Origin of the sequence: Treponema parvum, assembly GCF_017893945.1 — a bacterium.
Lineage (GTDB): Bacteria > Spirochaetota > Spirochaetia > Treponematales > Treponemataceae > Treponema_D > Treponema_D parvum_A.
In genome coordinates this window covers 1,143,818-1,170,223 of the sequence record NZ_CP054257.1, presented here as the reverse complement: position 1 = coordinate 1,170,223, position 26,406 = coordinate 1,143,818, and the positions used below count along the sequence as shown (strand labels likewise).

The 26,406-nt window shown below is 43.9% G+C and carries 26 protein-coding genes and 1 tRNA gene; 16 read left to right on the top strand and 11 right to left on the bottom strand.

The genetic code is table 11. From position 1 onward, the window contains the following. Positions 1-104: 104 nt before the first annotated feature. The 5 genes from HRI96_RS05240 to HRI96_RS05220 all read right to left on the bottom strand — a co-directional run bounded on the left by HRI96_RS05240 (position 105) and on the right by HRI96_RS05220 (position 3,911). Entirely contained in the window at positions 105-863 is a 759-nt protein-coding gene (locus HRI96_RS05240; RefSeq protein ID WP_210118456.1) for a hypothetical protein, read from the bottom strand. Between the two features lie 11 nt (positions 864-874). Beyond that, positions 875-1,858 carry an SH3 domain-containing protein gene (locus HRI96_RS05235; RefSeq protein ID WP_210118455.1) on the bottom strand — a complete coding sequence of 328 codons (984 nt, stop codon included), beginning with the start codon at positions 1,856-1,858 and terminating at the stop codon, positions 875-877. Between the two features lie 105 nt (positions 1,859-1,963). After that, a complete protein-coding gene (locus HRI96_RS05230) occupies positions 1,964-2,281 on the bottom strand; it encodes a HigA family addiction module antitoxin (protein ID WP_210118454.1) in 318 nt (105 codons plus the stop codon). Then, on the bottom strand, positions 2,256-2,537 hold the full coding sequence (locus tag HRI96_RS05225) for a type II toxin-antitoxin system RelE/ParE family toxin (protein ID WP_210118453.1): 282 nt from the start codon (positions 2,535-2,537) through the stop codon (positions 2,256-2,258). The genes HRI96_RS05230 and HRI96_RS05225 overlap by 26 nt, the downstream gene beginning before the upstream one ends. A gap of 384 nt (positions 2,538-2,921) precedes the next feature. Next, positions 2,922-3,911: a Gfo/Idh/MocA family protein gene (locus tag HRI96_RS05220; RefSeq protein WP_256729306.1), complete on the bottom strand. Its 990-nt coding sequence runs from the start codon at positions 3,909-3,911 to the stop codon at positions 2,922-2,924. Positions 3,912-4,235: 324 nt separating this feature from the next. On the opposite strand from HRI96_RS05220, the gene HRI96_RS05215 reads away from it, so the two are divergent. The 11 genes from HRI96_RS05215 to HRI96_RS05170 all read left to right on the top strand — a co-directional run bounded on the left by HRI96_RS05215 (position 4,236) and on the right by HRI96_RS05170 (position 13,605). Then, positions 4,236-5,078: a DNA-methyltransferase gene (locus HRI96_RS05215; RefSeq protein ID WP_210118452.1), complete on the top strand. Its 843-nt coding sequence runs from the start codon at positions 4,236-4,238 to the stop codon at positions 5,076-5,078. Next, on the top strand, positions 5,071-5,331 hold the full coding sequence (locus HRI96_RS11725; protein WP_256729305.1) for a PmeII family type II restriction endonuclease: 261 nt from the start codon (positions 5,071-5,073) through the stop codon (positions 5,329-5,331). The genes HRI96_RS05215 and HRI96_RS11725 overlap by 8 nt, the downstream gene beginning before the upstream one ends. 1 nt (position 5,332) lies before the next feature. After that, entirely contained in the window at positions 5,333-5,809 is a 477-nt protein-coding gene (locus tag HRI96_RS05210; RefSeq protein WP_256729304.1) for a PmeII family type II restriction endonuclease, read from the top strand. 346 nt (positions 5,810-6,155) lie between these two features. Then, positions 6,156-6,620 (top strand): transcriptional regulator NrdR, encoded by a 465-nt coding sequence (gene nrdR, locus HRI96_RS05205; protein ID WP_210118451.1) that lies wholly within the window; start codon positions 6,156-6,158, stop codon positions 6,618-6,620. Then, on the top strand, positions 6,617-8,758 hold the full coding sequence (locus HRI96_RS05200; protein ID WP_210118450.1) for a ribonucleoside triphosphate reductase: 2,142 nt from the start codon (positions 6,617-6,619) through the stop codon (positions 8,756-8,758). Before nrdR ends, HRI96_RS05200 begins: the two co-directional genes overlap by 4 nt. Positions 8,759-8,874: 116 nt before the next feature. Then, positions 8,875-9,399, top strand: a complete 525-nt coding sequence (gene nrdD, locus HRI96_RS05195; RefSeq protein WP_210118449.1) for an anaerobic ribonucleoside-triphosphate reductase — start codon at positions 8,875-8,877, stop codon at positions 9,397-9,399. An 87-nt stretch (positions 9,400-9,486) separates the two neighbouring features. Further along, on the top strand, positions 9,487-10,233 hold the full coding sequence (locus tag HRI96_RS05190; protein WP_210118448.1) for an anaerobic ribonucleoside-triphosphate reductase activating protein: 747 nt from the start codon (positions 9,487-9,489) through the stop codon (positions 10,231-10,233). Positions 10,234-10,876: 643 nt separating this feature from the next. Next, positions 10,877-10,949 (top strand) — tRNA-Met (locus tag HRI96_RS05185). A 55-nt stretch (positions 10,950-11,004) separates the two neighbouring features. Further along, positions 11,005-11,949 carry an ornithine carbamoyltransferase gene (argF, locus tag HRI96_RS05180; protein WP_210118447.1) on the top strand — a complete coding sequence of 315 codons (945 nt, stop codon included), beginning with the start codon at positions 11,005-11,007 and terminating at the stop codon, positions 11,947-11,949. Positions 11,950-12,052: 103 nt separating this feature from the next. Next, a complete protein-coding gene (locus HRI96_RS05175; RefSeq protein WP_210118446.1) occupies positions 12,053-12,457 on the top strand; it encodes a hypothetical protein in 405 nt (134 codons plus the stop codon). 161 nt (positions 12,458-12,618) lie between these two features. Continuing rightward, a complete protein-coding gene (locus HRI96_RS05170) occupies positions 12,619-13,605 on the top strand; it encodes a DHH family phosphoesterase (protein WP_210118445.1) in 987 nt (328 codons plus the stop codon). A 52-nt stretch (positions 13,606-13,657) separates the two neighbouring features. Here HRI96_RS05170 and HRI96_RS05165 read toward each other — a convergent pair whose 3' ends face one another. From HRI96_RS05165 to HRI96_RS05140, 6 genes are all read right to left on the bottom strand, one after another. Continuing rightward, complete coding sequence (locus HRI96_RS05165) at positions 13,658-14,809, bottom strand: N-acetylglucosamine-6-phosphate deacetylase (RefSeq protein ID WP_210118444.1); 1,152 nt, start codon at positions 14,807-14,809, stop codon at positions 13,658-13,660. A gap of 12 nt (positions 14,810-14,821) precedes the next feature. Further along, positions 14,822-15,583 (bottom strand): sugar isomerase domain-containing protein, encoded by a 762-nt coding sequence (locus tag HRI96_RS05160; RefSeq protein WP_210118443.1) that lies wholly within the window; start codon positions 15,581-15,583, stop codon positions 14,822-14,824. A gap of 20 nt (positions 15,584-15,603) precedes the next feature. Further along, complete coding sequence (locus HRI96_RS05155; RefSeq protein ID WP_210118442.1) at positions 15,604-16,857, bottom strand: hypothetical protein; 1,254 nt, start codon at positions 16,855-16,857, stop codon at positions 15,604-15,606. Then, positions 16,854-18,092, bottom strand: a complete 1,239-nt coding sequence (locus HRI96_RS05150) for an AGE family epimerase/isomerase (RefSeq protein ID WP_210118441.1) — start codon at positions 18,090-18,092, stop codon at positions 16,854-16,856. Before HRI96_RS05150 ends, HRI96_RS05155 begins: the two co-directional genes overlap by 4 nt. Before the next feature lie 240 nt (positions 18,093-18,332). After that, a complete protein-coding gene (locus tag HRI96_RS05145; protein WP_210118440.1) occupies positions 18,333-19,835 on the bottom strand; it encodes a sodium:solute symporter family protein in 1,503 nt (500 codons plus the stop codon). Positions 19,836-19,979: 144 nt separating this feature from the next. Further along, positions 19,980-21,059 carry a LacI family DNA-binding transcriptional regulator gene (locus HRI96_RS05140; protein WP_210118439.1) on the bottom strand — a complete coding sequence of 360 codons (1,080 nt, stop codon included), beginning with the start codon at positions 21,057-21,059 and terminating at the stop codon, positions 19,980-19,982. A 502-nt stretch (positions 21,060-21,561) separates the two neighbouring features. Here HRI96_RS05140 and HRI96_RS05135 point away from each other — a divergent pair. From HRI96_RS05135 to HRI96_RS05115, 5 genes are all read left to right on the top strand, one after another. Continuing rightward, positions 21,562-22,602, top strand: a complete 1,041-nt coding sequence (locus HRI96_RS05135; protein ID WP_210118438.1) for a helix-turn-helix domain-containing protein — start codon at positions 21,562-21,564, stop codon at positions 22,600-22,602. Positions 22,603-22,854: 252 nt separating this feature from the next. Next, complete coding sequence (locus tag HRI96_RS05130; RefSeq protein ID WP_210118437.1) at positions 22,855-23,607, top strand: non-canonical purine NTP pyrophosphatase; 753 nt, start codon at positions 22,855-22,857, stop codon at positions 23,605-23,607. Positions 23,608-23,884: 277 nt separating this feature from the next. Beyond that, the gene (locus HRI96_RS05125) at positions 23,885-24,745 is read left to right on the top strand and encodes a flagellin N-terminal helical domain-containing protein (RefSeq protein ID WP_210118436.1); all 861 of its coding nucleotides are present in this window, start codon (positions 23,885-23,887) and stop codon (positions 24,743-24,745) included. Between the two features lie 308 nt (positions 24,746-25,053). Continuing rightward, positions 25,054-25,908, top strand: coding sequence for a flagellin N-terminal helical domain-containing protein (locus tag HRI96_RS05120; protein WP_210118435.1), 855 nt, complete (start codon positions 25,054-25,056; stop codon positions 25,906-25,908). 106 nt (positions 25,909-26,014) lie between these two features. Continuing rightward, positions 26,015-26,383: a flagellar protein FlaG gene (locus tag HRI96_RS05115; protein WP_210118434.1), complete on the top strand. Its 369-nt coding sequence runs from the start codon at positions 26,015-26,017 to the stop codon at positions 26,381-26,383. The last annotated feature ends 23 nt before the right edge of the window (positions 26,384-26,406 follow it).

Sequence of the window (26,406 nt, the reverse complement as noted above, 5' to 3'; positions counted from 1 at the left end):
AAACTTTTACATTTAACAACTGCTGACAGAGCGGTCCATATAACATCCGCTTAACCTGCAAACGGGCTTGTCCCGTTTGTCAGGATGAAGCAGGTGCATATCGACTACGAAGCGTTATTGTATGATGTTTTATACAAAATAAACAGCCCTTCAAATAAAACGGAACTGAATATAATCGTTCCTGTCTTAAAGATAAATATAGAATCAAACAGGTTAAATTTATTCATAAGGGGAAATACTTTGAAATGATATAATAAAACCATTGATATCTTTGCTGTAACAAAAATATATATCGGCTGAAATAATAGTATTATTTTTTCATATTTTTTTAATTCAAAATTTAATATTTTTTGTACTTTTATATTTTCAATAAAAAGTATTAAAAAAATCAATATAATATTTATAAAAACGGAAGAACGAATTAACCCATCCAAAAAAGCCGGATGTAGTAATGCTTCAAAAGGCAGAAAAGGTGCATAGAGTAAAAATGCCGTAAGTCTTAAATTGTAAATAAGATTTACCAATATAAAAATTCCAATATAAGTTAAAAAATATGATAGTAAAAATTTAATTATCTGTTTTATAGAAAGTTCTTTTACTGCTATAAATTTTAGCCACAGAGTAAAAATAATTGGAATGAATAATAAAGTCCAATAAAAATTCCCTGTCCATTTTAGCCCTTCCCAACCATGTATTAAGACCTCTGCATAATAGGATAAAAATCCCGTTATAGACATAAGTGCTAAACTTAATATTTTTATAAACTTTTTTCTCAATTTTTCCCCAAGTACGTCAGTGGCGTGTCCGCCTAACAATTGATTGTACCGCACGCGACTTGACCGTGTGTCGGCTACAAAGTTCATGTTATATAAAATTATTGTTCATATACTGTTGTACAATCTAAATATTCTCTTTTAAAATTATCTAAGTTTAATTTATATCGTACGACAATACTTTTAGATTCTAAATCTTTTGGTTGTAAAGTTTTTTTATATTCTTCACTTCTTTTTAAGGATTCATCTGTTACTCTGTTTTTGCTAATATTCCACCAATCACATTTTTCAACGATGATAATAGTCCTTCCATCGTATTCTAAATCTCTCAAATATGAGCCGCTGTACAACCTCTTATTTATTTTTATATCATAAATGGAAAAAGCTCTAACCCCCGGACTTGTGCCATAATCTTGGAACAAATATTTTTCATCATCGGAAATAATACACCATGCCGATTCACAATCATATCCCATATCGGTAATATGCGTAATTTCATTTGTTTGGGGATTCCATTTAAAAGTTCCGACAGGATCCGAATATTGGAAATCTTCAATATCATCAGACCAAACGAAATAGTATGATTCTTGCTTTGAAAATTTACTTGGATATACTTGTACTATTGCTTTTTGACCGTTTCTATCGATTTCTAAATCCAGTGATAAAATTGTTGATCTAGTTGCCGGATTTACTTTGAGAACACTAAAGGTACTTACATCGATTTTTGGATCGATATCAACATATTTTGAAAAAACCCATCCATACCAGCCAAAATTATCAGAAGCGTAATCTTTTACAATATCATTTTTTTCAATCTGGATTTTTAACCAATATCCATTGAAATTATCGATTCTTTCTTTTTTATCTGAATAGCCTTTTATTGTAACCACATCACCTTTTTTTAACTTTCCAATTTTTAATGATGATGTAGAAGGTTTTAATCTTATGTTTAAATTGTCATCATTAATTGTTGTTTTGGCAACTGTTCCGAAATATTGTCTGTTATCCAATTCTAATTGAAAATCATCGGCATAAAACAGAAAAGCAAAAAACACCAATAAACATATTGAAAAAAATCGTTTCATTTTCTCCTCTTGGTGCGCCCCAGTGCAGGTCTGTCAACCTAACACAATTTTAAACCGTAAACAGGCTTAACCGATTTGTCGGCGCTGAAAACCGCGTTATATGATTTATGCATATACATACATTTTTATTGTTTCAAATTCCAGAGAATGCTTATTGTTTTCTTCTTCCAAATCATAAAGGTTCTGAAGATTGAGCCAGAATTCTGCCGTAGTCCCGAAGAATTTTGAAAATCTGATTGCCGTATCTGCAGTAATTGAACGCTTTCCGTGAATTACTTCTGAGATTCTTGTTTCAGGAACATTGATTTCTTTTGCCAGACGATATGCAGAGATATTCATCGCGTCTAAAAAATCTTTTTTAAGAATTTCTCCGGGATGAATATTTGGCAATTTTTTATCAGTGATAATCTGTGATTCTAACATTTTCCGCATCTCCATTTTCAAACTTAAATACAATCCTCCATTGATCATTTATTCTAATCGAATAAAATCCGTCTAAATTCCCGGCAAGTCTTTCTAAACGATTACCGGGAGGGATTCTTAAATCTTCTACAACTTTTGCAGCTTCAATCATTCGAAGTTTTCTTCTGGCAACATTCTGAATCGTTAACGGTAATTTTTTACTTTTATTACCTTTGCAGATTGATTCTGTTTCTACATCATCAAAACTTCTTATCATACTTTCTATGCTAACGCTAAACAGAAGTAGCTGTCAAGAAGCAAACAATGTTAAAATAAAAAATTAAAGTTTGATTTTTCAAGTAAATATTATAATAAAACACAGGCATATTATCTTTTCAAACGCATACACCGTCATTTTTCTTGCAAGTCCGGCAATCAATACAGCCGTGCATATTCTGCTTTGTAAAAAGATATTCTATTTCGACTGAATGGCCGGCTTCTATTGCACCTTTTGCAAATATCTACAAGACTTTCTCGCCGTCCCGCCGGTCGCGCGGAAAACTTTGCGCCCCGACGATTTCTGCCCCAGCCGCTCGCGCTGAAAACTTTGCACATTGCGTTCATCGCAAGGCGCTGCGCCGCCGTAAAAAAACTTGCAAAATCAATTTTCAAACGGATAGACGATTCCGAATTTTTTTCTTATGCCGTCCATCAGTTCCATCATGTAGACAGTTTCTTTATGCGGCATGGAAGGACACTCGGTCTTCCCGCTTTCTATCGCCCTTACAGTTTCCGCCACTTCGTATTCAAATCCTGTAAGCTGGGGCGGAACCTTAATTTCCTTTATCAATCCATATTTTTTATCGAATACGAAAACTTTTTGCGGATTATTTATATTTTCAACCTGAATAAAACCTTCCGTACAATGTATCATTCCGTACCTGTCCGAAACGGCGGACGCTCCGGCGCAAAGAACCGCCATACGTCCCTTTTCCTTGTAAACCAGAGTATAACTGTCGTTTACGTCTACGCCCGTATCGCTTTTTTGACAGACGGCATGAATTTCATCGGGGTGACCGAACGCCATCACGGCGAAATTCAGCGCATACACGCCGACGTCCAAAAGAGCGCCGCCTGCAAGCTCAGGTTTTGTGATTCTTTCCTTATGCATTATAGGATACCCGAGATTAGCGGTGAGCATCCGCGCTTCCCCCACGATATTCGAAGCAATCACATCGTCAATGATCTTGCGGCTCGGCTCATATCGTGTCCAAATCGCTTCCGTAATGAGAAGTCCCTTCTTTTCCGCAAGATTGATAAGATTTTTCGCCTGATCCGCATTGGCTGTAAAGGCTTTTTCGCAAAGCACATGCTTGTCGTTTTCAAGACACAGCGCCGCATGTTCGAAATGATGAGAATGCGGCGTCGCAATATAAATCAAATCCGGTTTCGGATCGCGGAGCATCTGTTCGTACGAGCCGAAGGCTTTTTCTACGCCGTGCCGCTCTGCAAATTCCTTTGCTTTATTAAAATCTCTGGAAGCAATGCCGTACAGCCGAACGCTTTCGTCCCCCGTTTCATTCATCTTTCGTACGGTTGCCGCCATAGTTTCAGCTATTCTCCCGGCGCCTATAATTCCCATAGATATCATAAAAATCCTCCGATCGTATTAAGGTAAGCTTAGCACATAAAGATTTTTCCCGCCATCTAAAGTTTTTGATGCGGTTAAGCCATATAAAATTATGCTAGGCGCGCACTGCGCCGCAAGAGCCGCCTTTTCGCAGCAGTTTCGCTTTTCCCCGTTAAGCATTCACTGTCTAGCCGTACTTTTGCCGTCTAAAGTTTTTGGCGTGATGCAACGAAGCCGTATAAAGTTATGTTAGGCGGGAACTGCTTACGCAATGCATTTTTGAAATTACTGTACTAATTACTATTTTTTGTGTAACATAAAAAAAGGATTTATTCATAAGATACTATGATCACAACAAACATATTATCAGGAGATTGTCTGGAAAAACTAAAAGAATTCCCCGACTCTTCCGTAGATCTTATTATTACATCGCCCCCTTATGCCGATCAGAGGAAAAATACGTATGGCGGTATAAAACCGGAGAAATATGTATCCTGGTTTCTTCCGATTACTGCGGAGCTGTTTAGAGTTTTGAAAAATGACGGTACTTTCATTCTCAATATAAAAGAAAAGGTACAGAACGGGGAACGCAGTACGTATGTTCTTGAATTAATCATGAAAATGAAAAGGCAAGGTTGGCTATGGACAGAAGAATTTATTTGGCATAAAAAAAACTGTTATCCCGGAAAATGGCCGAATAGGTTTAGAGATGCATGGGAACGTTTATTACAATTTAATAAAGCAAAAAAATTTAATATGTATCAAGAAGCAGTAATGATTCCTATGGGGGACTGGGCAAAAAACAGACTTAAAAATTTATCGGAAGTCGATAAAATACGGGACAATTCAAAAGTCGGCAGTGGTTTTGGAAAAAATATTTCAAATTGGCTTGAAAGAGATATGGCATATCCGACCAATGTTCTTCATTTAGCCACTGAATGCAGTAACAAAAATCATAGTGCAGCATTTCCTGAAAGTCTACCTGAATGGTTTATAAAATTATTTACTCAAGAGTATGACACTGTTTTAGATCCTTTTATGGGATCGGGTACGACGGTCTTTGTTGCAAACCGTATGAACCGTCATGCGATAGGAATTGATATTGTAGATGAATATTGTAAGGAGGTACAAAAGAAAATTAATGAACAAAAAATGATATTGTTTGAAAATGAGGTTAACTATGGGTAATTTGAACATAGATGATGTAAAAATGTATGTTGAAAAGCATATTGGTAATTTTCATAAAAAGAGAATCAGCAGTTTGGATAATCTAAAATTATCGAAAATCTTAAAAAGAAAAAATCCATATCTTTTTAAAGCAAAAAATATTTTAACCGCTGAACAGATCGTATCAGGATTTTTAAATGCTCATATTTCATCAAACGAGGAAACAATATTCGGTGATTGGCTTGAAGGTCTTGCACTCTTTATTAACTTCTAAAGTGTACGGTGGTTATAAATCCGGCATACAAGGTATTGATCTTGAATTTGATGATAACAATACACGCTATATTGTCAGCATAAAATCAGGGCCAAATTGGGGTAACAGTTCTCAAATTAAGAAAATGATTGCTGACTTTAAAACGGCTAAAAAGACATTACGAACAAGTAATTCTCAACTACATATTGTAGCAGTGAATGGTTGCTGTTACGGTAAAGAAAAGAATTATGATAAAGGTGATTATTTTAAGTACTGCGGTCAACAGTTTTGGGAGTTTATTTCAGGAGATGAAAATTTATATATTGATATCATTGAACCGTTAGGATTCAAAGCAAAAGAAAAGAGTGATGAATTTATGCAGTCATATACGCAGATGATAAATAAATTCACTGGAGAATTTATTCAAAACTATTGTTTATCTTCTGGTGAAATTGATTGGAACAAAATAGTAAAATTTAATTCTGCAAAAGAAACGTAAACAGAAGGAGCAACTAACACCCGCTTCAACTTGACATTGTCTTTACGGCAATGTAGGTAAGCGAATGCTAGGCGCGCACTGCGCCGCAGGAGCCGCCGTTTCGCAGCAGTTTCGCTTTTCCCCGTTGAGCATTCACTGCCTAGCCGCTCTTTCGCCGTCTTCCCGCCGCACTTTTGCCCGTTCGGTAAAAATTCGGCAATAAATTTCCTTCTCCTACTTGTAATATCATATATAGCGGTGTATAATGCAGAGAACACAAAAAAGAACGCTATATACGGGGTTAAATTTGCATATAAATTTAACTCCATATTTATTATAAAGATACGTCAGTTCAAGGTGAATAAAAGTGCGCTGCCCTTATTGCGGAAGTCTGGACGACAAAGTAATCGAGTCTCGAACAATGGCAAACGGAGGAACTATCCGGCGCAGAAGAGAATGTTTGTCGTGCAGTTACCGCTTTACAAGCTATGAGCGCATTGAAGAAAAACCGTTTATGGTAGTAAAGAGGGACGGCCGAAGGCAGCCTTTCGATCTTTCGAAACTTTCAAAGGGTATCGAAAGGGCTCTTGAAAAAAGGCCCGTTTCGGCGCCGAGTATCGAAAACCTTGTAAACGAGATTGAAGATGAAGCGATCATGCGCGGAAAAACTACGCGCGAAATCAGCACTGCTGATCTTGGAGAACTTGTGCTCAATAAATTGCACAAATTCGACAAGGTAGCTTATATACGCTTTGCATCCGTATATAAGCATTTTGAAGATTTAAATGAATTTATAACGGAAGTAAATAAGCTCGGGGGGGGAAAGGAATGAGCGAAGCTGCAAAACAGTCGGTTTTTCCGGAGTGGAGAAATTTTTTAGGAAACGGCGACGATAAGGAAACCGCCGGTTTTATAAAATCAGTCGTAAAGCGCTCCGGTGAAATAGCCGCGTATGACAGATCCAAGATAGAAAAAGCGATCGGCAAGGCTATAGAAGCCGTTGAAAAACATCCCGATCCTGAAAGGGCTCAAGCTCTAACGGATTCCGTAGAAGAGCATCTTCGCCTGCTCATGGCCGGCCGTCGCGCCCATTCGATTCCGGCGATCGAAGAAATTCAAGACATTGTTGAAACCGTCCTGATAGAAAACAAGGAAGTCGAAATTGCAAAAGCATACATTCTGTACCGTTCGCGGCACGAAGCCTTCCGAGACTCTAAAAAACTGATGCTCGACATAAACGGCACAATGGACGGCTATCTTTCCCAATCCGATTGGCGGGTAAATGAAAATGCAAACGTAAACTTTTCATTGGGCGGCCTCATCCTTCACAATTCGGGAACCATCACCGCCAATTACTGGCTTAAAAACATATATTCCAAAGAGATAGCGGAAGCCCACAAAACGGCTGCGTTCCACATACACGATCTCTCGATGTTTTCAGGCTATTGCGCAGGATGGTCGCTCAGACAGCTCATAAAAGAAGGGCTCGGCGGCGTTCCCGATAAGATAACTTCCACACCGGCTTCTCACCTTTCAACGCTTGTAAACCAGATCGTAAATTTTTTGGGAATCCTGCAAAACGAATGGGCGGGAGCGCAGGCTTTCAGTTCGTTCGATACATATCTTGCGCCGTTCGTTAAAGCGGACAACCTTTCGGAAAAAGAAGTGCGGCAGTGCATACAGAGCTATATTTACGGAGTAAACACTCCGGGACGCTGGGGCTCGCAGGCGCCTTTTACGAACATCACGCTTGACTGGGTTTGTCCCGACGATTTAAAAGATCAAAAGGCAATAGTCGGCGGCAAAGAGATGGACTTCACTTACGGCGACTGTCAAAAAGAGATGGACGTCATAAACAAACAGTTTATCCTTCTCATGCTTGAAGGCGACGCCGCAGGGCGGGGATTCGGCTATCCTATTCCCACGTATAATATCACCAAAAATTTCAACTGGGACAGTGAAAATACTAAACTTCTGTTTGAAATGACGGCGCAATACGGAACTCCGTATTTCCAGAACTTTGTCAATTCCGATCTGGACCCGAGCGACGTGCGTTCCATGTGCTGCCGTCTCAGACTGGACAAAAGGGAATTGCGTAAGCGCGGCGGCGGATTGTTCGGGTCCGACGAATTTACAGGCTCTTTGGGCGTAGTTACGATCAACCTTCCGCAAATAGGCTACCTGGCAAAAAACGAAGAACAGTTTTTCGCCCGTTTGGACTATCTTATGGATCTTGCAAAAGAAAGCCTTTGCATAAAACGCAAAGTCATACAAAAGCTGCTGGACGGAGGGCTTTTTCCGTATACGCGCCGCTATCTTAAAACCTTAGACAATCACTTTAACACGATAGGTTTGTGCGGAATGAACGAGTGCTGCAGGAATTTTTTAAACTGCACTATAGTGGATCCTAAAGGCAAGGCGTTTGCCGAAAAGGTTCTGGATCACATGAGAGAAAGACTGCAGCAGTATCAGGAGCAGACGGGAGAACTGTTCAACCTCGAAGCGACTCCAGCCGAAAGCACTTCTTACCGCCTGGCAAGGCACGACAAAAAACAATTTCCGGACATAATAACAAGCGGAGAAACGGATCCGTACTATACAAATTCCACGCAATTACAGGTTGATTATACAACGGATGTGTTTGAAGCCCTTGACCATCAGGAATCCTTACAGACGCGGTATACCGGGGGGACGGTATTCCACACATTCATGGGGGAACAGGTTAAAGATTGGAAAAGCTGCCGGGACTTTGTCCGCACAATCATGACCAATTACCGCCTGCCCTATGTTACAATATCACCGACGTATTCGGTCTGTTCAATACACGGCTATTTGCCGGGAGAACAGTTTGAATGCCCGAAGTGCAAGGCAGAAGCCGAAAAAGCGCTCAAACTTAAGATTGCACAGCTTGAGGAAGAACGCAGGATGATCGTTTCAGGCGGAAATGCAAAAAAAGCCGAAAACGATTAAAGAAATGCGCGCATTCTGCCGACCATAAATATAGTGTTATCTGCTTGACTAAACCAAAAGATAACACTATATTTAGCGGTAGCTAAAAAAAACATTATTTTCTATGGGAGGGAAATATGGAGAAAACAGTGAAAACACGCGATTTAGCTGAAGTGGACGCAGAAATAAAGGCTGCAAAAGAAGCTCTTGAAAATGTTCACGGCAAAGAAACGGAAGTTTACGCAAGAATAGTAGGTTATTACAGGGCTGTACGCAACTGGAATAAGGGAAAGGCCGAAGAATTCAAACACCGCAAGATGTTTTCGGTAGACAATGTGCCGGAAGCTATGCCTCAGGACGCAGCAGAAAAAGAAAAGGTTTCTGCGCCGGTTAAGACGGCCGCGGGTGATTTGCATTACGACTTCTTTTTCCGCCAGACATGTCCTAATTGCCCGCCGGTTAAAGCCTATATGGCAGACCTCAGCGTTTCCGGCAAAAGCATAAATGTCGACACGAAAGAAGGTTTGGCGCAGGCTGCGGCTAAGGGCGTTTTTGCCGCTCCCACAGTCATAGTCTATAACGAAAATGGCAAAGAAGTTGCGCGGGCACACAATGTTCAAGAACTTTCCGCCATCTTCGAACCGGTAGCCCTCGCCGTCTGATTTTTTGATAGTAGTTGGCGGACCGAGCCGATAGCCCTGCATGGCTCACTGCTCGGCAGGGCGGCCGCTCGACCTATCGATCAGACAATGCGGATTTCCGAAAAACAGCTTAATATTCCCGCAGGAGCTCTCATAAAAACTACGCTGGTTGATTATCCCGGGCGTGTGGCGTGTTCTTTTTTTCTTAAAGGCTGCAATATCCGCTGTCCGTATTGCTATAACAGAGCCTTGGTTTTGGAAGATGAGACGGACGGTTCTCTTGTTTCCGCAAAGACGGTTGTAGCACATCTTGAAAAAAGAAAAAACGTTTTAACAGGCTTTGTTTTAAGCGGAGGAGAGCCGCTTTTAAATCCGCTTACGCCTTTTTTGATCGGTGAAGCAAGAAAAAAAGGCTACAAGATAAAACTTGACACGAACGGAACTCTTCCCGATCTGTTGGAAAGCCTGGTTTCGGATCCGGCTCTCAAACCGGATTTTATCGCCATGGATATAAAGACCTCTCCGAATAAATACGCCGAACTCTTGTCTCCGTGCAGCCAAGCGCTCGCAGAGACGATGGAAGATCGGCTGAAACGAAGCATAGATATAATAGCGGCCTACCCTACGGATCTTAGGGAATTCAGAACGGTACTGGTTCCGCCCCTGGTTTCAGCTGAAGACATAAAAAACATGGGCGAGTTGCTTCCCGAAGACGCTTCATGGCAATTTGCCCAATTCAGAAACGAAAATTGCATCGATCCTTCGTACAATGAACTTACGCCGTATTCCGACAAGGAAATCGAAGACCTTGTGGGGCGGGCAAAAGAGCTTATCGCAGGCGCGGCCCTGCGCTGAGTGCCCGAACAGGCTTCGGTCACAGCTGCCCCCAGTGACACTGCTCGGCACGGATGCCGTGTCGGAATTTGGTCGCGTATTTTTGCTATGCAAAAATACGGTAGTGAGCGATACACGGATGTAGAGCGAACGGTCACTGCTCGGATTTTCTCTTTTAAGTCTGAAGGCGAAAAACGCCGGACGCGTTTTTCTTTTATAGGACACGCTCGAAAATCCTCCGTCCGCTGCACGGCACGGATGCCGTGTCGGAATTTGGTCGCGTATTTTTGCTATGCAAAAATACGGTAGTGAGCGATACACGGATGTAGAGCGAACGGTCACTGCTCGGATTTTCTCTTTAAGCCTGAAGGCGAAAAACGCTTGACGCGTTTTTCTTTTATGTGATGCGCTCGAAAATCCTCCGCCCGCTGCACGGCACGGATGCCGTGTCGGAATTTGGTCGCGTATTTTTGCTATGCAAAAATACGGTAGTGAGCGATACACGGATGTAGAGCGAACGGTCACTGCTCGGATTTTCTTTTTTAAGTCTGAAGGCGAAAAACACTGAGGCGTTTTTCTTTTATATGAGACGCTCGAAAATCCTGGTCGGATTTTCGAGCTCTTGACACAAATCGGTTTTGTTTGATATATTCCAGAATAACACGGCGACATAGCTCAGTTGGTAGAGCATACGGCTCATATCCGTAGTGTCATAGGTTCAATCCCTATTGTCGCTAAAATGCCTGCGGAATACCGCAGGTTTTTTTATTTGCATATGGAACGGGAGCAAAAATGGAAGTCTTTAAAGCGCCATTTAAAGGACGGTCGCTGCTGAATTGGGCGGATTGGACTCCGGCGGAAATCAACACGCTTCTTGATTTATCCGCTCAGGTCAAGGCGGAAGCGCACAGGGGCGAAATTCATCAACGCTTTTTAGGCAAAACCCTAGCCCTTATTTTTGAAAAGCGCTCAACGCGCACCAGATGTTCTTTTGAAACCGCGTTCGGAGAAGAAGGCGGGCATCCGGTATTCTTATCTATGCAGGACATACAGCTAGGCGGCAAAGAAAGCATAGAGGACACTGCCCGCGTGCTCGGAAGGATGTTCAGCGCGATCGAATTCAGAGGCTTTAAACAGGAGTTTGCGGAACAGCTTGCAAAGTATTCCGGAATTCCGGTGATAAACGGGCTCACGGATAGTTTTCATCCTACACAGGCGTTGGCGGACGTGTTGACTCTAAAAGAAAATTTTAAAACCGTAAAAGGACTTAATCTGGCCTTCTGCGGCGACGGGCGAGGCAACGTTGCAAGGAGCCTCATGCTGATATGCGCAAAACTCGGCATAAATTTTGCGGTTTTCAGCCCTAAAGAATTGTTTCCGGACAAAGAGATTTTAAAAATTTCAGAGCCGTTTGCAGTTTCTTCCGGAGCGGAAATTTCCGTAAGCGACGAAATCTCGATTTTAAAAGGTGCGGATTGCGTTTACACCGACGTATGGGTTTCTATGGGCGAAGAAGCGCTAAAAGACCGGCGGACAAAACTTTTGCAGCCGTTCCAAGTAAACGCAAAGCTCATGGCCGCAACGGAAAATAAAAACGCCATATTTATGCATTGTCTTCCGGCGGTAAAGGGACAGGAAGTTACCGAAGAAGTTTTTGAAGGCTCTGCGAGCAAGGTTTGGGACGAAGCTGAAAATCGAAAACACACCATAAAGGCGATAATGCTTTCGATCATGTAGAATTTGTATTTTCTTCAAATATAGATATAATGTATACTTGATAGATATAAATACAATGCCCGTTTTCGGGCTGAATTAAAACGGTTTGCTTAGGAGGCTCTGGATGAAAAAAAATATTATCTTCGCATTTTTCGTATTGCTTTTTGCGGCGTTTTACGCTTCCGCCGTAGAATGGCAGGAATCGTCGCTTTCATATATTAACACTCCCGTTTACCGCATACTGGACGCAAGCGACGTCTATGTAGTTTCGTATGCTAAGGACGGCTTGAGCGTCGGTACGGTTACGATTCCTAAACGCTGGATAAAACGCGACGGAAAAAATCCTGCAAAATTATCGTTCAGAAGCCTTCCTACAGGAATGAAATCATACATGACAGTAATTACAAAAGATAAGGCGTTCTACAAAGTTATGCTTACAGTTCCTACGGATCACAGACAATTGCCTTGGGGGCAAGTAACCGACAGCACTAAATTTCCGGACGACGGTAAAGATACGCTGGAAATGTAAACGCGCTTTAAAAACACTACGATCTTTCGCATAAATTCAAAAGCTGACCAAAATATCAATTTTGGCGGCTGTTGAATTCTCGCACAATTTGACGGACAGAGGCAGGTTAAAAAGCATAAGACTTTAAGACCTGTCCTATATTTACTCATATCAGGGCAAACATGAAGATACTCACGGAAGAACAGATCCTTTTATTTAAAACTTTTATTCAAGAGCACGATTTTTTTTTAATAACCGGACACAAGGATCCCGACGGAGATGTGATCTCAAGCTGCCTTGGCATCGCGGCTATTATGGAAAAATCGGGAAAGCCGTATCAATTACTTTCCGCAGGGCCGTTTAAACGTCAGGAGATCCGCAGCAAGGAACCTCTCTTTTCTCAAACCATGCGTTTTTTATCTCAGGACGAAAGGAATAGGACGGGCCTCATCATCGCCGACTGTTCCGAATTTTCAAGATTAGGCGAGATCGAAGGCGACTTTAAAGGACTGGACACATTCATACTTGACCATCATAAAACGGCCGGTCAACCGGACGGCTGTAAATCCATAATCGACCCGAGCGCTCCCGCTACGTCATGCATAATACAGATGCTCTATGAAGGCATCATAGGCAGGCTTGATAAGGCCGTCGCAAAGGAATTATTTTTCGGAATGTCAACTGATACGGGCTTTTTCAGGTTTTTGACTGAGGATTCGGCGGAAGTCTTCCGTGCGTCGGCGCGGTTAGTTGAAGCAGGCGCAAATCCCCGCGCCACCTACGACGAAATCACAGGCGGTAAACCTTATCTTACAAGAAAGCTCCTAGGGAAACTCTTGGAACAGGCGGAAGTCTTTTGCGGCGGCAAGCTGATAGTAACCTACGAGACTATGGAAGACACAAGAAAATACGGAGCGGAAGGCCGCGACTCGGACATGCTTTATCAGCTGCTCTTGTCCACGGAAGGCGTAGAAGCGGTAGTCTTCGTAAGACAAGAGACGGATAATACCTGTACGGCAGGTTTCCGCTCTAAAGACAGGGTTGACGTAAGCGCGGTTGCCGCATCTTTTGGAGGCGGCGGCCACAAAAACGCTTCCGGCATGAGCGTGGAAGGCAAACTCAACACGCTCATCCCTGAAATTTGCAAAAAATTCGCACGGATACTTTAGTTCCGTGCAGCATAACCGCTGCCGAAAAAGTAACCGGCTTTTGCGGCAGTTCCTACAGAACTTTTTCACCGTCAAGATAAACGCAGGAAACCGTCAAGCCTTTATTTTCTTCTTTTTCAAAGCATACGAAATTTGCCCTACATCCGCGCGCTATTTTGACTTTCCGCTCGCAGCGGTAAAACGCCGCAGGAATTTCCGATCCTTTCATCCACGCGTCCTTTAAGGAACAAATTCCGCTTTTAAAAAGATGTTCCACACCGTGCAGAATGCTCTGCGCAGAACCGGCAAGAAGGCGTGTGTCGCTCGTCATGCAAAGCCGTCCGTTAGGCTCCAGCAAAACATTACCGCCGATCGGCGTTTCGTATGTTCCGGGCGGCAGTCCGCCGAACTGAGTGCTGTCGCTTATGATAAAAGAACTGCGTCCCTTTATTGCAAAGGCCGTCTTCAGCACCGATTCGGGAAGGTGAAAGCCGTCGGCTATGCAGGAAAGCGTCAAACAGTCGTTGCTTAATTCCTCCCACAAAAAATTCGGATGGCGGGGCACCGTAACGGGAACTCCGTTTCCGAAATGGGTTACAAGACTCGCTCCGCTCGAGACTGCTTCGGACACCTGTTCTTCGCTTGCCATCGTGTGTCCGACGGACACGACGACGCCGAGCGCGCTGACTTTTGAAATAAAAGAATACGCATCCTTGCCCCACTCCGGCGAAACGGTGACGGCCGATATTTTTCCTTCTGCGGCATCATACCAACTCTTAAACATGTCAAAATCCGGCGCACGGATATAACGTTTGTCGTGCGCGCCGCAGGCTCCGTCTTTGGGAGAGATAAAAGGCCCTTCGATGTGAATGCCGTGCGTCATTTTTTTTGACAACGGATCGCGCTGCAAAAAAGAAGCGATTTCTTTGCAGCGTTTTAAAATCTGTTCAGGGCTAGCGGTGATGACGGTCGGGCAAAAAAGTCCGCACCCTTCTTTCAGCAAGGCGTACATCGCTTTTCGGTACGCTTCTTCCGACAGTTCGCCGGTCATATTAAAATCGACGCCGCTGAAACCGTTAATTTGCGTATCGAACAATATGGGCGCAATATTAGGATACTTTACGGAATTCTCCGGCGCCGTTTTTTCCACCGAAATAAAAACGCCGTTTTCAACTTCAAGCTTCACAAGCGTGTCGGTTCCGTACATCCATCCGGTAAAAATCATAAAAAAATCTCCTTACAAACTGCGTATGGATTTTCTGAATTTATCGATAAAACGATTGTTCCACTCATCGCCTCCGGGGCAGTTGCCGCTGCGCCAAACGGGAGGATTGATTCCCTCGTTTACGAGCATATTGATCGCTTCGATCATAATGCCGTTCATCACAAATGCGTTCGCATAAGTGCTGAGAGCTCCGATCTTTTGCTCAAATCCGGGAATCTCGATTGTAGCATCTCCGAGTTTGATTTTGCAGTCTACCGAGCAGTCGGCGATTTCATGCAAATTTTTCTTCGACGGATGACGCGCGGGATGGTCTTTAGGGCAGGCGTTTGCATGGGCATGAGAGCTGACGCCGATAACTTTTGCGCCGTGAGATTGTGCGGTTAAGCACGCATCGATCGTCGCCGAATTGATTCCGTACGCATTGACGATTATCAGAAGATCGCCTTCTCCGATCCCGTAATCTTCAATTACGATTTTACCGTAACCGGGAAGCCGCTCCGCAGCCATGGATTTTAAAGCGCCGTTAGAAAGCATCGTCTCCTGATTTAAAATGGCGCTTACGTGCATTAAACCGCCCGCGCGGAAAAACACTTCCATGGCGGCAAGGTTCGAGTGTCCGCCGGGGCCGAACACATACACGATTTTATCTTTTTTTACGTGATCGGCTACCATCCGCGCCGCTTTTAGAATATTTTTTTCTTCAGTACCGTATATTTCATCGATAATATCGAACACTTCTTTACGATACAGTTTTAAAACATCACCTTCCATCATTTTTTTACCTCCAAAAAATATTAATTATTAAAATTGTCCAATGCTTTGTTTATAAGATTCTCCGTTTTAAGGCTGTACGTTCCGCACAACGCAAAATAAAGAGCCGACCCCTGCGGCTCGTAACCTCCTTCGGCAATCTGTTTTTCGGTACACAGATAACCGATCATTCCGTTCGTATAACAGACGCATAAACCGTTTTTATCTCTTTGCCGTACGGCCGATGCATACTGCTGCGACATTTCGGCGTTAAAAAAATACACAGGTGAGGAACCGAAGTCGACGCGCGTTATTTCAAGCGTTTCATAATCGCGGAAGTTTTTTTCTATAGCTTTTTTCGCCCATTCGCGTCCAGATTCGTCCTCCGCCTTAAGCGCAAGGGATGCGACTTCGTCTTTTGAAAAATCCTGCACAAGCGGAAGTTTGATGCGCGTTTTACGCAGCTTAAGATATTCTTTAACCGGAGAGCTTTGCTTTTTCAAAATATCTTTACACACCTTAAAAAAATCATCCGCAAAGACCATAACTTTTTCAAAATCTATGGAAGTAAAGCGGTTCCCAAGCACGCTGTTCGGGCGCAAGTCGGCTGTACAGCCCTGCAAAAAAATCGAAACGCTTTTAGGATACGCCTCGTCGAAACGCCGCAAAACGACTCCCGCGTAATCGGGATGCACGCTGTTCCCGGCGGAAAGATTATTGTGACACGCGTAGTGAACGGCAAAACCTTTAGGCTTACCGCTGCTTTTTTTTGCAAATTCAAAAATCGTCAAGTTCGTGTCGGACGGCACTTCGTAGTTGGGAAGCATCTGAATGCCCTCTTCTGTTTTTTTTCTGCGGTACACGTTCATAGCGCATTCGCCGTTAAACCGCCGTATCGAAACTTCTTCCAAATCACGCTCCGCTTCGGCGATTCCGTCCAGCACTTTTTGCAATAAAAACTCTACATAGCTTTCGGACGCTGTTTCAAGCAGCGGAGTGAACGCGCATCCCGTTCCGGGCCCTGAGTGATTGTGTGACGCCGTAAACAGCACTTCGTCTTCGGTTATGCCGAGCTTTCGCTCGAGCATAGGCCGCGCGACGTCGATAAAATCGGGATTCCACCACAACAGATCCGCATATACGATGACGACGCGGCAGGTGTCCGTCCGCCAATAGTGAACGCGTAAAAAAATATCTTCCGTGACACAGGTGAAATTCTCCGTTCTGCTCGCATAGCCGCATAATCTGAGCGGTATGTCCGGAGAAATCATTAATTTTGCAATGCCGAGCCGTATCATATGAGCTCCGTGATTTTTATAAAATTGCGTAAGATGTGAAACGGATCTTTTACCGGAAGCGCGACAAGTTTATCCACAGGTTTTCCGTCACGCGTGCGTATCTGAATCCATTCTCCAATTTCGGCATTCGGAAAGGTTTTAAAAATATAGTCGAAGCTTTGCTTGTATATTTTATTAAATTCCTCGTCGCCGGTAAGCTTATACAGCAAAATATACGTATACAGAATCTCGGAATGCGGCCACCAAAGTTTCATATCCCAAGTATCGGTTATGAGCTTTTCATACTGAGAGCCCGTCGACGTGCCGTGCGGTTTTCCTCCTTCAAAATCCACAAAACGGAACAGTCCGCCGTATTCCGAATCCCAGCCGAGTCGCCACGTTTGTTTTGCTGTTTTACAGATACGAGGAAGATATTTTTCAAGCGAACCGAAGGCCTGAAGAAATTCTATTTGGAACCAGATATCTTCGATCGTGTGACCGGGATTAATATGTCGATCGAGCAGCCGCTCTTCTTTGTCGGAAAAATCGGATATGAATTCATTTATGTAGCCATCTTCGTTCATAAGGCGGTCGAGCACAAACTTTACGTTCTTTTTTCCGAATTCGACCGCATCGTCGGAGGAAAGCCCGAACGCTTCAAGCATACGTATGTATTCGTACACCGTATTCGTAAGTATCATAGGAATTCCGTGCGGGCGATAGCCTTCGGGAATCGGATACGGTTCCGTTAAAAAATTATTCGTTTCTACTCGCCGTTTGATGCTTTCATAAAGCGCTTTTGACGTATCGATCGCTTCCTGTTTTTTCGACAGAATAGCGTACTGAGATGAACCTATGAGCGCAAAACAGTCGGCATAAATACTCGCGTCGAAGCGTCCGGTGCGTTCGTCTCTTATTCTTTTTCCGTCGCGTGTGAGAAGATAACAGCACGTTTTATCTTCCATGACGGAATGGGAATTAATGAAATTCCAAGTACCGTCCGCCCACGTTTCAAGCAACGAAGCGTCGACGTTCGGCAAGATCTTTTTTTTTGCAGAATCGCACAAGCGGCACAAGATCCACAGCCATCTTCCCTCGGACCACGTAAATTTATTATCGCTTATTTTTTTATCGCCGTAATTGTTAATACAGTTGAGTATTCCTCCGTTTTCGGTATCTACGAATTTGCTCCAATAAGGCAAAAAATTATCTTGAATTTGATCTACATATATTTTTTTTTCGGCGGAATAATTCATTTATGTCTCCCCCTGTAACGAGACTTTCAATCGATTTTCGCTTAAAGGGTATCCGTCTTTTCGGATACGCAGGGCGAACCGGCAGGCTTCAGTTCAGCCGGCCGATTCAATTTTTCAATTTTAACCACTATACATCAAAAACTCGGGGCTGTCCAAAACTTCAGTTTTTTTCAATCTAAAATCGGGCTGTGTAAAAACAGGCGACTTTTGAAACAGCCCCGGCAGAAGAGCCAGGCGTCCTTACGCTTTTTCTCCGAGATGCTGCAGCATGGTTTCCACTTCATCGGGTACTTTTTTGCCGCTCGCCTTATTAGCAAATCCGACAACGCAGTACACAATAAAGGCGACGAGAGTCGGCATGACGAGCCCTAAATCCGGAGGCAGTTTTAAAGCTCCGGCCTTTGTGAGCACAAATACCAAAAATCCGCCGAGAGTCGAAAGGATTGCAGCCTTTCCGTCACAGTGTTTAAATGCGGGAAAGAGTCCAAGCAAAAGCGGAATAGCCGTCGGCCCGAGCAGAGCGGCAAACCATGAAAGGATCATTCCGGCGACGCCGCCGAATTTTTGATTGATTAAACCGATGATGACGGTAAGCGCCATAAAGACAAAGGTTGTAACACGCGCAAGGTGAAGCCCTTCTTTGCCTTCCTGATCGATATTCTTTTTGAAAATCGGAAGTATGTCGCGCGTGATAACCGCTGAAATCGTATTGCAGTCCGACGTACACATGGAAAGCGTATTCGCATACATCGCGGCGAGGGACAGACCTATTAATCCCGTCGGCAAAAATTTCTTGCTCAGCGCGGCGAATAAATTCTTTGCGGCTTCCGCCTGAGTCCATCCCGGAAATACGATCGGGCCGAGCCACATAGGCGTAAAGACTACGAGCGGCCATACCAAATACAACAGTGCGGAAAGCAGTGCCCCTTTGTGCGCGTTTTTGTCGTCTTTGCTGGAAATAAAGCGCGTAGCCAAACTCCAAGTACCGCCGTTATAGCTCAAGAAAATGACGAAGAAATAAAACAGCGACCACGTAACGGATCCCTGCCCGCGTCCGGGATTAAAGATGGAAACATGTCCTGCAGGGAGCGCTTGAAACGCTTGGAATAAACCGAGGTTCATTTCGCTCTTCAAGAAGATAATCGTACCGACAAAGAGCACTATGCCGCCGACGGTTTGAATGATCCACTGGGCGAAATCCGTCCACAAGTCGGCGATTAAGCCGCCTACGGACATATAATAAATTGAAACAAGCGCGGAACTCAATACGCCGACCCAAAACGGAATGCCTGTAAAGCCCTGCACAAGGATGCCGATTGAAGCCCACTTTGCGCCTACGTCGATAAGCTTGCTCACTATACCTGCAACGGCGACGACTACTTGGGAAGCCGTATCGTAGCGTTTTTTTAGATATTCCGTAGGAGACTGAATGCCAAGGAATTTCCTTAAGCGCGGCCAACGCGGCACGATAATTATCGAACCGAGCGCAACGGCGATCGCGATGCTCATGCCCCACCAAAAATAAATCTGCGTTCCCGTCGCGTATGCGATTCCCGCATATCCTACGAACACTACGCCGGAATATCCGGTTACATGGTGAGAAACCCCTGCCAGCCACCAGGGAACCTTACCGCCTGCGACGTAAAAGTCTTCCGCTGTCTTGACGTTCTTTTTGGAATACAAACCGATGAGAACCATTCCGACAAGAAATGCGACGACCATACCGTAATCGACCCAACTCATTGTTCCTCCTTGAACCGAACCGTAAACAAACCCCTGTTTTGAAAACGATCCGATCCGTGCGCTTTTGCGCATAACTTTTTATAAAAACTTAATAAACCGTTTATTTATTAAGCATCCTCCATATGCGGTACCTATTTTTCATCCTCATCGCCTCACTTTATAATGAATTTTACGTACCGATTCCCGTATGATTAACTTAGGCTCGAGCATTATCCGATTTACGGCAACCGGTTTATTTTCAATGCGGTTAAGCAAAATATCCGCCGCCAGACGTCCCGTTTCATCAGCCGATTGATCGATCGTAGTAAGAGCGGGCACGAACATTTCGCTGAACGGAATATTGTCGCAGCCGACCACCGAAATATCCGATGGTACGCGCACACCGTCTTTTTCGAACCTTTTTATCAAGCCTATAGCCGTCATGTCGTTTACGGCAAAAACGGCGTCCGGCAGATAGTTCCGCTTCATGAGCAATTCTGCGGCGTATTGTCCGATATAAAATCCGTCGTCGAAGCAGTCTTTTTGCCGATCCGAAACGGCAATCAGGGCATTCTGCGGCAAAAAGCGTCTTCTCCTTTCTCTAAACGCCTTTTTATATCCTTCAAAAAGCCGCTTCCGGCTGAACCTGTCGAGCGGCCCGGATACAAAAACTATGTCCTTGTGCCCTTCCTCGAACAAAAACCGGGCGGCCTTATATCCTGCGTCGAGGAAATCGAAACTGACGCTATCGATTCCCGCATAAGCATACGGCTGATCGAACAGCACAAAGGGCACGGGAAGAGCTCTGAGAGTCCTTAAAAAAGCGCCGGCAAGATGTATACTCGACAAAAGAATGCCTGCAACCTGTTTTCGCTGGAATATATCCAAATGCTTTGTTTCCAGCTGAAACTGATTTTGCGATGAACAGATTATAGGCATGTAGCCGCGATCGACGCATTCGCGTTCCACTGCGGACACAAGTTCGGCGTAAAAAGGATTGGAAAGAGACGGAATGATTACGCCGATTTCCCTGCTGGTTCCTCCTCTCAGCAGCTGTCCGAAAACATTCGGCTTGTAGCGCATGCCGACGGCGATCTTCTCTATTTCTTTGCGGACTTCACGGTTTACAGGATAATCGGAACCGCTTAAAACGCGCGATACCGTAGCAGAAGACACCCCCGCCCTTTTTGCAATGTCGGAAATAGTCGTTTTCTTTTTCGATTTATCCTGCATATCCTGCACCATAGCAAACGTTTACTATATGTTAAGTCCGTTTTTTCGATTTGTCAACGATTATTTTTATTTTAATTTGTTACATTGCAATGAATTATAACGAAAAAAAATAAAACGGCGGCAAAACAAAGCCTCAAAGTATGAGAATAATTCGATTTTTTTATCCCCAAAGTATAGAATAATATTTCTATGCCCCGCCGAAATCCGTCATAACGTCTTTCCCGAACCGCGACATACCGCCGCTGATCGCCGCATTGCCGATTCCTAAATCCGTCATAACGTCAGCTACGTTCCGTGCCGCCATAAAATTCCGCAAAATTCCCCCTGAAAATCCCGTCGAAAAACTTCACATTCCTGCAAAATGCAGGAATGTGAAGCAATTTGCTTACAAGCGGCTTTATGCTGCATGCCCCGGCCGTCTTCTATCTCTTTTTTACGCTTTTTCACATGGCACGCTTTTTGCTAAACGTCACTCGCCGCACAAGCGGAATTTTTATTTGTCATGGAGGAAAATATGGATTGGAACGAGATTGACAGCCTTCCCGGGAAGATCAACGTAAGACTTTTAGATTATGAGGACGCTGTATGGAAACTGCTTACGGACGTTTATAAAAATCCCCACCGCTTTACAGGGCGCTATCTTGACGAGGATACGAAAAGCGATTTCGTAATCAACATTCAGCCAAAAATAAAAAAACTCATCGCCCGTTACAATCCCGACACGTGCCCTTTTTCCGCATACTTTACAAATTACGTGTCCAATGCGTTTTATTCGTGGCAAAGAAGCCGGATAAAAGAAAGCTATGGAATGGAAGTTTTGGATTCAAGTTCGATACAGCTATATGAAGATTCCTGTATAAAATACGCTGAACAGGAATATTCCGGATTGTACGAAGCGGCTTCGCCTATGCAAACATATTCTGCCGGAAGAGTTCAAAATACTGCGGAAGTTTTACGGAATAAATATAATCCGAATAAAATAGACGAATCCTTTTTTTCGAAAAGAATCAAAATGCAGGCGCAAAACCCGCCGCCGGAGTACGCGGCCGAAAAGAATAAACTTTTATTGAAATGGACGCAAAAGTCTTTTAATCAAAAAAAGATGATTATAATCGCCTTAAAGGCCTGTTACTATATACACGACGAGCAGCTTTCGGAGCTGAGCGCCGTATGCGGCTGCGCACAGGATTTTTTAGAAGAAAAGCTCAGATCGCTGCGGGATTCCCTTTATAAAAAAGCGGAAATCAGAGAAAACTTTATCCGGCGCCGAGATAACGCGTATTTTTTTCACAAAAAATACGCCATTGAAATTCAAAAACTTGAAAACGGCAGTCCCTTGCAGGAAGAAGCGTATAAAAAATATCTGCACCACACGGCCTGCTGGAAGCTCAAAAACCGTATGCTCAGAAACAACCGCTACAAGGTATGTCCGAGCAATAAGATGATCGCCGACATGATAGGCATTTCGGAAAGGCAGGTAAGCTATTACATTGCCGCGGCAAAATACGGATGCGATTCGCTTACAGACATTGTAAAACGGAGAGGGCGCGGATAAAGGATAAAAGGGTTAAGATAAAACTGGACATGAAAAAATGTTTTCGATAATATTAATGTGTCGGGTTTTGAAAGTAAGACATAATAACTTTCGGCGAGAACACGTCCGCTTAGCCGCGGTCGAGCTTTTAGGGTAGAATTCTGTAAGCATAACGCTCGAAGCGTCACGCGGCCGGAACCTCGCCTTGAATATCTAGTTTTCAAAACACGTCATTTCGCCGTTTTATTGAACAACAAAAGATTTGGAAAAAAAATGAAAATTTATCTTGCCACGGGAAACCTGAACAAAAAAAAAGAAATGTCCGAAATTCTTACGGACTTTACGGTTGTCATCCCTTCCGACGAAGGCATTAATTTCGATCCTGAAGAAACGGGCACGACTTTTTATGAAAACAGCCTGATAAAGGCGCGCGCGCTGTGGGAAATAGTTCATTGCCCGGTGATTGCAGACGATTCGGGCATATGCGTAGACGCTTTAAACGGTATACCGGGAGTATATTCTTCACGGTATGCCGGCCCGGATTTTCCGCAGGGAAGACCCGACAAGGTAAAAATACCTCAAGCGGAACAGAACAGGCTCTTAATCGAACAGACAAACGAGGCTCTAAAAAATAAAAAAGCTTACGATAGCCCTTGCCCTGCCGCGGAAACTGCCCCGCTCTGCGGCAATGCGGACAGCCGCGCTCTAAAAATTCCAAACGGCAAACTGCACGGCGAGAACGGGCATTTCGACAAGTCGTACGACGGGCGTTCATGCCGTTACGTTTGCTCGATGGTTCTGTTTTTGTCAAAAGACCGATTTTTCGTAGCGCAAGAAACCATGGAAGGCCGCCTTGTAAAAGACATATCCGAATCGGCAGGAACCGGCGGCTTCGGGTACGACCCCATATTCTTTTTGCCCCAATACGGCTGTACGGCGGCACAACTTACGGCGGAACAAAAAAACGCGATTTCACATCGCGGCAAAGCCGTGCAAGCCGTAAAAAAAATATTCCCCCTCATTTAGGCCGAATTTCGAGTTTATAAAACATCAGCCGATACTGCTATGCTTTCAAAACGCGCCGTTTTATTGAACACCAGAAGATTCGGAAAAAAATAAAAATTTAATGTTAAAGTTTTTCCTCCTTCTTTCCGACAATAAACAAGAATAACTATGCGGTAAAATTTTAGATAATTTTCAGCAATTATTCACGTGAAAATGCATCGATAATAAACGATCGAAACCACTTTCACAAAGACGGCAGGGACGCCGTTTTATAAATATATTCCAAGGAGGAATATCTATGGTCATCAATCACAACATGTCAGCGCTGTATGCTAACCGTCAGTTAGGAATTACAGGTCTTGGTCTTGCAAAAGACATGGAAAAATTGTCTTCAGGCGAAAGGATAAACCGCGCCGGCGACGATGCTTCAGGTCTTGCAGTTTCGGAAAAAATGCGCAGTCAAATCCGCGGTTTAAATCAAGCTGCACAGAATGCTCAAAACGGGATCAGTTTTATTCAGACGACGGAAGGCTATCTTCAGGAAACAACGGACATAATGCAGCGTATCCGTGAACTTGCAGTACAAGCTTCAAACGGTATTTATTCCGATGAAGACCGCATGCAGATTCAGGTCGAAGTATCCGCTCTCGTTTCTGAAGTTGACCGCATAGCAAGTTCCGCACAGTTTAACGGAATGAATATGCTGACAGGACGTTTTGCACGGCCTACGGGAGAGAACGCAGTTACCGCATCAATGTGGTTCCACATAGGATCCAATATGGATCAGCGCATGCAAATGTTCATCGGTACAATGACGGCAGACGCACTGGGAATCCGTGAAATAGGTACTGAAAGAAAAATCTCTCTGCAGGAGCCGGATGAGGCCAACCGCGTAATAGGAACTATTGATGAAGCTCTCAAGCGCATCAATAAACAGCGTGCAGATCTGGGCGCATACCAGAACCGTATGGAAATGACCGTCAAAGGCTTGAATGTTTCTGCAGAAAACCTGCAGGCTTCCGAATCTCGCATACGCGATACGGACATGGCCCGCCAGATGGTCGAATTCACAAAGAATTCCGTATTGCAGCAGGCAGGCACTGCCATGCTGGCACAGGCAAACACACAGTCACAGAATGTCTTGTCATTGCTGAGATAGTGTACTATAATCTTCTTGGGTATTTGGCAGGAATTGCAAATACCCAAGAGAACGCGGTGTTTCTTCAAAAGCCTTTCTTAAACTTATCACCGTAACTGTTGATTTTTTAACGTGTTTTCAGACACGTTTTGTTCTTTGAAATTTTATCCTTTATGTGCGTGCGGCCGCAGAGACCGTAATCTGTTTTAACGGTTTACGATCTCTGCGGTAAGGGTCTGAAACTGTTCCGGGGGCGCGATAACCGGAGCAGCCCGCACACGCAGAAGCTGAAGCAAGACGCTTCGGTTTTTTAACATGGAGGGTATAACATGGTTATTAATCACAATATGAGTGCTATGTATGCTAACCGCACCTTGGGTGTTTCATACAACGAGATTTCAGGCAACATAGAAAAACTCAGCTCCGGTGAGAAAATTAATAGAGCCGGCGACGACGCTTCGGGTCTTGCAGTATCCGAAAAGATGCGCAGCCAGATCCGCGGTTTGAACCAGGCAAGTCGGAACATCTCAAACGGTGTTTCTTTTATTCAGGCAACGGAAGGATATTTGCAGGAAACTACCGATATTCTTCAGCGAATACGCGAGCTTGCCGTTCAGTCTGCAAACGGTATTTATTCCGATGAAGACCGCATGCAGATTCAGGTGGAAGTATCACAGCTTGTATCTGAAGTAGACCGCATAGCAAGTCAGGCTCAATTTAACGGAATGAACATTCTTACGGGAAGTTTCGCTTCCGATTCGGCTTCCGGCCGGATCATGCAGTTCCAAATCGGAGCAAATGTGGATCAGAATGCGCGTGTTTTCATCGGTACTATGACGGCTCAGTCCTTAGGACTTAAGGGCGTTCAGGGTACTGACGGCGGAATAAGCATTTCCACACCGGATATGGCCAATATGGCGATCAATTCCGTAGATCAGGCCTTGCTGATAGTTTCAAAACAGCGAGCCGACCTCGGTGCATATCAGAATCGCTTTGAAATGGCTGCAAACGGCGTAAACGTAGCTGCCGAAAATCTTCAGGCGGCGGAATCGCTTATCCGCGATACGGACATGGCTTCTGAAATGGTAAATTTTGCAAAAAACCAGATTCTCACACAATCCGGTACTGCAATGCTCGCTCAGGCAAATTCCCAGTCACAAAGTGTACTGGCTTTGCTGAGATAAATCGTAAAGCTGCTAAAGAAACTCCTGGATGTCGTTTTTTTGACAGCAATACGTGGACGGGATGGGTGCGCCCCCATCCGGTTCTTCTTTCAGGAGGAAAGAGCCCATGAATACAATAAGTAACATAGGGCAAAGTTTGGCAAAGGAAGGCCGTATAAACTATAATCCTGCATCGATCGCAACAAAGGCAATGCCTATAGAAAACATTACGGTCGGAGCTTCACAAGTTATCGATAATATTGTCGAAAACAATGCCAACATAGAAAAAGATGTCCAGCAGCTTCAACGGCTGTCGGATATGGTGATGGGACGCAAGCTGCAGTTCAACGTAAACAACGAATTGGGCAGCGTCATTATTAAGATAGTAGATCCTAATACGGAGCAAGTTATTAAGGAGATACCGTCTGCAGATATACAAAAACTTAAAATCAGAATCAGAAAAGCCATAGGGCTTTTATTTGATGAAATGATTTAAGTGTGTTCTGGCTGCAGAAAAAG

Bases quoted from the DNA above. Each gene is read 5' to 3' on its own strand.
- HRI96_RS05240 (WP_210118456.1), bottom strand. From the start codon at position 863: ATGAACTTTGTAGCCGACACACGGTCAAGTCGCGTGCGGTACAATCAA.
- HRI96_RS05230 (WP_210118454.1), bottom strand. From the start codon at position 2,281: ATGTTAGAATCACAGATTATCACTGATAAAAAATTGCCAAATATTCAT.
- HRI96_RS05225 (WP_210118453.1), bottom strand. From the start codon at position 2,537: ATGATAAGAAGTTTTGATGATGTAGAAACAGAATCAATCTGCAAAGGT.
- HRI96_RS05190 (WP_210118448.1), top strand. From the start codon at position 9,487: ATGCGGATTTCCGAAAAACAGCTTAATATTCCCGCAGGAGCTCTCATA.
- HRI96_RS05235 (WP_210118455.1), bottom strand. From the start codon at position 1,858: ATGAAACGATTTTTTTCAATATGTTTATTGGTGTTTTTTGCTTTTCTG.
- HRI96_RS05175 (WP_210118446.1), top strand. From the start codon at position 12,053: ATGAAAAAAAATATTATCTTCGCATTTTTCGTATTGCTTTTTGCGGCG.
- HRI96_RS05160 (WP_210118443.1), bottom strand. From the start codon at position 15,583: ATGATGGAAGGTGATGTTTTAAAACTGTATCGTAAAGAAGTGTTCGAT.
- HRI96_RS05135 (WP_210118438.1), top strand. From the start codon at position 21,562: ATGGATTGGAACGAGATTGACAGCCTTCCCGGGAAGATCAACGTAAGA.
- nrdD (WP_210118449.1), top strand. From the start codon at position 8,875: ATGGAGAAAACAGTGAAAACACGCGATTTAGCTGAAGTGGACGCAGAA.
- HRI96_RS05200 (WP_210118450.1), top strand. From the start codon at position 6,617: ATGAGCGAAGCTGCAAAACAGTCGGTTTTTCCGGAGTGGAGAAATTTT.
- HRI96_RS05115 (WP_210118434.1), top strand. From the start codon at position 26,015: ATGAATACAATAAGTAACATAGGGCAAAGTTTGGCAAAGGAAGGCCGT.
- HRI96_RS05150 (WP_210118441.1), bottom strand. From the start codon at position 18,092: ATGAATTATTCCGCCGAAAAAAAAATATATGTAGATCAAATTCAAGAT.
- HRI96_RS05215 (WP_210118452.1), top strand. From the start codon at position 4,236: ATGATCACAACAAACATATTATCAGGAGATTGTCTGGAAAAACTAAAA.
- HRI96_RS05120 (WP_210118435.1), top strand. From the start codon at position 25,054: ATGGTTATTAATCACAATATGAGTGCTATGTATGCTAACCGCACCTTG.
- HRI96_RS05170 (WP_210118445.1), top strand. From the start codon at position 12,619: ATGAAGATACTCACGGAAGAACAGATCCTTTTATTTAAAACTTTTATT.
- HRI96_RS11725 (WP_256729305.1), top strand. From the start codon at position 5,071: ATGGGTAATTTGAACATAGATGATGTAAAAATGTATGTTGAAAAGCAT.
- argF (WP_210118447.1), top strand. From the start codon at position 11,005: ATGGAAGTCTTTAAAGCGCCATTTAAAGGACGGTCGCTGCTGAATTGG.
- HRI96_RS05220 (WP_256729306.1), bottom strand. From the start codon at position 3,911: ATGATATCTATGGGAATTATAGGCGCCGGGAGAATAGCTGAAACTATG.
- HRI96_RS05145 (WP_210118440.1), bottom strand. From the start codon at position 19,835: ATGAGTTGGGTCGATTACGGTATGGTCGTCGCATTTCTTGTCGGAATG.
- HRI96_RS05140 (WP_210118439.1), bottom strand. From the start codon at position 21,059: ATGGTGCAGGATATGCAGGATAAATCGAAAAAGAAAACGACTATTTCC.
- HRI96_RS05130 (WP_210118437.1), top strand. From the start codon at position 22,855: ATGAAAATTTATCTTGCCACGGGAAACCTGAACAAAAAAAAAGAAATG.
- HRI96_RS05165 (WP_210118444.1), bottom strand. From the start codon at position 14,809: ATGATTTTTACCGGATGGATGTACGGAACCGACACGCTTGTGAAGCTT.
- HRI96_RS05125 (WP_210118436.1), top strand. From the start codon at position 23,885: ATGGTCATCAATCACAACATGTCAGCGCTGTATGCTAACCGTCAGTTA.
- HRI96_RS05155 (WP_210118442.1), bottom strand. From the start codon at position 16,857: ATGATACGGCTCGGCATTGCAAAATTAATGATTTCTCCGGACATACCG.